A 5,656-nucleotide genomic window follows, 5' to 3' on the forward strand; every position below is an offset into this window, starting at 1 on the left:
CGAAAATCAACTGATTTCTACTTCTTGCCCACTCCCAGCTTTAATGACCTTTACATTCAGCCATTAAAACTGATTCTTTTAAATTTCTGGCAATAATTTATTCATAAGCATTGAAATAATCGCACTAATCGCAATGGGCGAATCCAATAAATATTGAATCATTGTAGGTGCCGATTGTTTCACTTCGACGGGTAAGAAAATCAATCCCATTGCCACAATAATTGGCAAACCGACAATATAGGTTTGTCTTTCGTCAAAAGGTTCTTCTTTAATCACTTTAAATCCAGCTAATAAAATAATCATTGTCACGACCGAAAAAATACCGCCAATAACAGAAGAAGGAATCGAATTAATTAATGCAGAGAATTTTCCTAAAAATGATAAAATAATAAACCAAATCGATGCGCCAACGAATACTCGTTTACTTGCTACTCCTGTTACTGAGATAATCCCTGCATTAGTTGAGTAACCAGTCACTGGTGTCGCACCGACTAAGGCCGCAATCATACAGCCAATCCCTTCACCTATAATCCCCATATTTAATTGATGATCAGTAATAGGTTCATCGATAACACTACTTACCGCATACCAAGTTCCTGTTGTTTCGGCTGTTAATACTAAATAAATGATTAACATTGTAAGAATAGAAGATAAATCAAATCCTAATGGATAATCCACAAATGCAACCATCGGTCTCGTAAACCAACCGGCACTCATAACACTATCAAAATTATAACCTCCCATTAAAGCAGCTACTATTGTTCCAATCGCAATCGCAAAAATAACCGATCCAATACGTAGTAAGTTACCTGTTTTAGGAGCATAATAACCTATCATTGAAAAAATAATCAATAAACTACCAGAAATAGTAGCTAATAAAATATTTTGATGCATACTTAAAATGTCACTTTGTACATAAATATTAGAGTTGAAAGCAGCTGGTAACAAAGATAAACCAACAATCATAATAATTGTCCCTGAAACAATACGCGGAATATATTCGGCAATCACTTTCTTAATGATTCCGGTAGCACCCAAAATCGCCAAGATTAAGCCTCCCACTAGGCTGGCACCAAAAACATTGTTGAAGTTACCATTCCCGAAATAAAGACCAATGATTGCCCCAACTGGCACAAAAGAAGGTCCCTGACACACTGGTAATTTTAAGAAAAACAACACTTGGATTAAAGAAGCAATCCCTGCACCTAAAAAACATGATTGAATTAAAGCGGTCGCTTGTTCAACAGGGGCACTTACCGCTGTTACTATAATAAAAGGTACAACATAGACATCCATTGCTAAAACGTGTTGTAAGCCTAAAAATAAGGATTGTTTAATTGAAATCGGTTCATTTGGTCCAATTGTTAATTTTTGTGTCGTTTCCATTAATCGTCATTCTCCTATCCTCTACTATGTACAAGTTTGCTTTGAACATAGACTTCTTTAATATTTTCAGTGTTGGCTAAATATAAAATGCGGTGTAATAATTGTTCTGGTTCATTAAAGACACCGAAATCTGGTAATGGGTGCGTTGTGGCTTGTAAATCGATAACTTGGAAGTCACAGGCCATCCCAGGTTCAAAGGCTCCAATAGGTAAGTCTAACGCTCGTCCACCCGCTTTAGTCGCTAAATAAAAAGCTTCAGTCATCGTAATACGGCTATCTTTTTTGCCTCTTGTTTCAAACGGCAATTGCACATCCACTCCATCTTCTAACATTCTAGAAGACATAACCGCTTGTTTTAAATTGTCATATAAACTAGGTGAAAATCCACCGGAAATATCACTACCTAAACCTATTTCAACCCCTTTTTGATGGAAACTTTTAACCGGTAATACTCCATTCGCAAAATAAGCATTGGAAATCGGGCAATGAGCAATGGCCGTTTGGGTTTCATGATAAATTTGACAATCATGATCACTTAGGTAAGGTGCATGAGCCATGACTGACTTCTTCCCTAATAGGTTAAAATCTCTTAACGCTTCAGTATCTGATTTTCCATAACGTTCAAAAACAGTATCATGTTCCCATTGACCTTCACTACAATGCGATTGCACATGAACATCATATTTCTGCGCTAATTCACCCAAACCCTTTAATGCCTCATCCGTACAACTAGGTATAAAACGAGGTGTCACGACTGGATATACGCCTTGATATGTATCTTCATTTAGTGTTTGCACCTGTTGAATAAATAACTCTGTTTCAGCTAAAGCTACTTCTGTCGTTTCGTCACGATAGTAATCTGGACATGAGTCTTTTTTATCCATCACGACTTTACCAATTAATCCTCTTTGTCCTAATTCCGCACAAATTTCCGCTAATTTATAGGATGCTTCACGGTGAATAGTCGCAAAGTATAATGCAGTGGTGGTGCCATGTGCTAGTAAATTACGAACTAAATCCTGATAAACTAGGGTGGCAAAGTTTACATCTTGATATTTACCTTCAAGTGGAAAGGTACATTCATCCAACCAGACATTTAAAGGCTCATCTAAGGCAATACCAGCTTGTGCCCATTGTGGCGCATGAATATGTAAATCGATAAACCCTGGTAACAATACATGCTGAGAATCAAACTCTACCAACGAGTCATCTTCTTGTGCTATGGACAAAATGTGTTGATATTGTTCCTTATCTTTTTCAGGGTCGTAAATAGACTCAATATAACCTTCGTCATTGACGACAATTAATTGATTTTCCCCATAAATTAGCTCTCCAAATTCAGGGGCACTAAATATATTTCCTTTAAAAATTTTCATTTTTCTACTCCTTATTTTACAAACTACATATGCCATTCTAGTTTTTATATTTCGTTTTTACAAGGGCATTTTCAGTATCTTACATATTATCCTTTGTAATCGTTCGTGTTTTGTTGCCGTTCAATTTGTCCTCTCAATTTCTTATGACATCATAATGATTAGAATTAACTTGAACTATTTTTTGTTAATGAAATTAACTTAGTAACCAACAGTCACAAAAGTCATATCATACGTTTCATGCTGCCTAAATACGAACAAAAAAAAGACCCAAGTTAGATATGGCTAACTCAAGTCTATGTAAGAAAAAATAAGACACCCAACTAATATAAAATATTACTTACTAAAATCATCACGATTAAGGCAACTAGATGACAGCCCCCTACAATAAATACTTGATGGATAAACCCATCTTTAATGGTGGTGCCGGCTAAGTTATTATAAGTAATATTCACACCTGAATGTGGCATAGAGGTCGTAACAGCGGCCGCTACTACAGCAATTCGGTGTACTAATTCAGGATTTAAACCATTCGCAATATAATCTCCGGCAATACTATTCATTACAATACCTAACGAACCTGAAGCCGAACCGGTTACCGCACTTAATAATGCAGCTGCCACCGATAAACCAATTAACGGACTTCCAGGTATACTCGTAATCGCATGTTGAATAATCGCAAAAGCAGGTGACGCGGTCAGGACCGATCCAAAAGCAACAGAAGATGACGTCGCAAACGCTGACCCAATGGAACCATTCGCTCCCGCATTTAATAATGGCATTTGTTCTTTAATATAGGGTCTAAAAATAATTGATGACTTCACAATCGCCACCGTTAAAGCGATTAGAATAATATGGTCTACTTTTGAAAACAACATGATGATGATAATTAAGGTCACTAATGGTAAAACAGATAATAAAATCGACGGTAATTTCGTTTCATCAATTTGAACTTCTTGCCTACTAGATAATTCATCTGCTTGACGTTCGGCTTCTCCAGCTGAATAACTATAGAATCCTTCACCCTTGGCTTTAGAGGCTTTTAATTGAAGATATAAGTATAAAACGCCATAAGCTAAAGCTGCCGCTGCGCCAATTAAAGATAGGAGGGGCGCTGCTGTTAAAGTCGTGCCAATAACAGAAGTCGGCACCGCATTTTGCACTGAGGGCGCTCCGGGTAACATCGACATCGTGACGGTCGCCATCCCTAAAAATAACGGAATCGGCAATAATTTCCAACTCACATCTAATTCTTTAAAAATCGGCTTAGCTAATGGGATTAAAGCAAACATGACGACATATAAGCTTACCCCTCCATAAGTTAAAATTGCCGCAATTAAAGCAAAAGCCAACATGACATAAAAGGGATTATCTCGCCCAACCAGTTTCAAAACAAAGTTTGCGATAGATAAGGTTGCATTACTCTTTTCAATATATTGAGCTAATACCGCTCCCAATAAGAAGATGGCGAAGTTATTAATTAGAAAACCGGCCAATCCTGTCATATAAGAATGCTCTTTACCAACCATGAATTCAAAGATATTCATTCGACTCGTTAAAATGACTATCAATGTTGCTAAAGGCGCTGCCACTGCGATGTGCATTCCTTTAACCGACATCCAAATAATCGCGATAATTGCAATAAAAATTCCAATAATACCTAATATTTCCATATGCACTTTTCCTCTACTGTTTATTTGTTATCTTTATCATATCAAGTTTTATAACATAAATTAAATAACATTTTGTATACGCTTCCCATAACTAAGTTGATATAGTACAATAGGTTTAAAGAAAATTTCAAATGTTAATCTCGTTTTAAAATAACCAATAAGTTATAATAGAGGAGTTGCACCCATGAGCAGTATTACGGATAAAGAATTAATTCAAACCATTATGGAAGCAGGTAACATGACCGCTGAAGCCGATAAATTATTTGTCACTCAACCTTATTTATCAAAATTGTTAAAAGAATCCGAAGATAAAATTGGCACTGCTTTATTTAAGCGCAATTATCGCTCGATGAGTATTACTTACGCTGGGCAGGTTTATTTAAATTATTTGAATCAAATTGAACAAATAGAAAAGAAAATGTTAGCCGATTTGTCGTTAGTAGCCCAAGAAAAACACGGCCTAATTCGTGTAGGTGTTAATCACACCTTAGCTTCAGCCTTATTACCAACGGTTTATCAAATTTTTAATCAGTATTTCCCTCATATCAAATTTGAATTTTATGAATTTTCAACCACGCGTCTTAATCAAATGCTTAAAAATCAAACACTTGATATCGTCATTGGTCTAAGCGTTCAAGACGAAAATGACTTTGTTCAGGAAGTTTTATATACGGATCAATTATATTTAGTGGTTTCCAAAAACAGCCCACTCTATGACCCACAATATGATAATCAATTAGTTGAAGAACCTTTTCCTACTCGTCAGCTCAATAATTTACCTCTGATTTTATTGCCCGAAAAGTTTAGTTTGCGCCGGCAAATAAATGATGTGTACTTTAAAGAGGATATGAATTTAAACCTAATGTACGAAACAAGTAATTTATATACCGCTATTGGCTTAGTTAGAAAAGGCTATGGCAATACTTTGGTCCCTATTACCGGCATGAATACCGTTAGTTTTAATAATTGTAATATCTTCTCTCTGGAAGACGATTATTTTAAAGTCCAGTTTGTACTTTATTATTTGAGAGACAAACCTATTCCCTCATATACCGAACAATTTATTGAACAATCAAAAGAGATTTTTCACCAAAAAAGTCAAGAATTCCATTTTCGTGTATAAACTTCAATATACAAAAAAAGAGTGGGCAAGAAGCAGAAAATTAGATAATTTCCGCTTCGTCTGTCCACCCCCGCACAGTTGGGAGTAGACCAGATATAAAA

General features: G+C 36.0%; 4 protein-coding genes. 1 reads left to right on the forward strand and 3 read right to left on the reverse strand.

Features of this window, described 5'->3' with window-relative positions; all coding sequences use genetic code 11:
* Nucleotides 1-78 precede the first annotated feature (78 nt).
* The 3 genes from GSA01S_RS09150 to GSA01S_RS09160 form a co-directional block, all read right to left on the reverse strand.
* Nucleotides 79-1,386 (reverse strand): uracil-xanthine permease family protein, encoded by a 1,308-nt coding sequence (locus tag GSA01S_RS09150; RefSeq protein WP_066126840.1) that lies wholly within the window; start codon nt 1,384-1,386, stop codon nt 79-81.
* Between the two features lie 14 nt (nt 1,387-1,400).
* A complete protein-coding gene (gene guaD / locus GSA01S_RS09155) occupies nt 1,401-2,762 on the reverse strand; it encodes a guanine deaminase (RefSeq protein ID WP_066126841.1) in 1,362 nt (453 codons plus the stop codon).
* A gap of 320 nt (nt 2,763-3,082) precedes the next feature.
* Nucleotides 3,083-4,432 carry a GntP family permease gene (locus GSA01S_RS09160; RefSeq protein WP_066126843.1) on the reverse strand — a complete coding sequence of 450 codons (1,350 nt, stop codon included), beginning with the start codon at nt 4,430-4,432 and terminating at the stop codon, nt 3,083-3,085.
* A gap of 184 nt (nt 4,433-4,616) precedes the next feature.
* Between GSA01S_RS09160 and GSA01S_RS09165 the strand changes: the two genes are divergently transcribed.
* Nucleotides 4,617-5,555, forward strand: a complete 939-nt coding sequence (locus GSA01S_RS09165) for a LysR family transcriptional regulator (protein ID WP_066126844.1) — start codon at nt 4,617-4,619, stop codon at nt 5,553-5,555.
* The last annotated feature ends 101 nt before the right edge of the window (nt 5,556-5,656 follow it).

The organism is Globicatella sanguinis NBRC 15551 (assembly GCF_001552295.1).
In the GTDB taxonomy this organism is placed as follows: Bacteria; Bacillota; Bacilli; order Lactobacillales; family Aerococcaceae; genus Globicatella; species Globicatella sanguinis.

Excerpts from the sequence above, each read along its gene's own strand:
- GSA01S_RS09160 (WP_066126843.1), bottom strand. The coding sequence starts at position 4,432 with ATGGAAATATTAGGTATTATTGGAATTTTTATTGCAATTATCGCGATT.
- GSA01S_RS09165 (WP_066126844.1), top strand. The coding sequence starts at position 4,617 with ATGAGCAGTATTACGGATAAAGAATTAATTCAAACCATTATGGAAGCA.
- guaD (WP_066126841.1), bottom strand. The coding sequence starts at position 2,762 with ATGAAAATTTTTAAAGGAAATATATTTAGTGCCCCTGAATTTGGAGAG.
- GSA01S_RS09150 (WP_066126840.1), bottom strand. The coding sequence starts at position 1,386 with ATGGAAACGACACAAAAATTAACAATTGGACCAAATGAACCGATTTCA.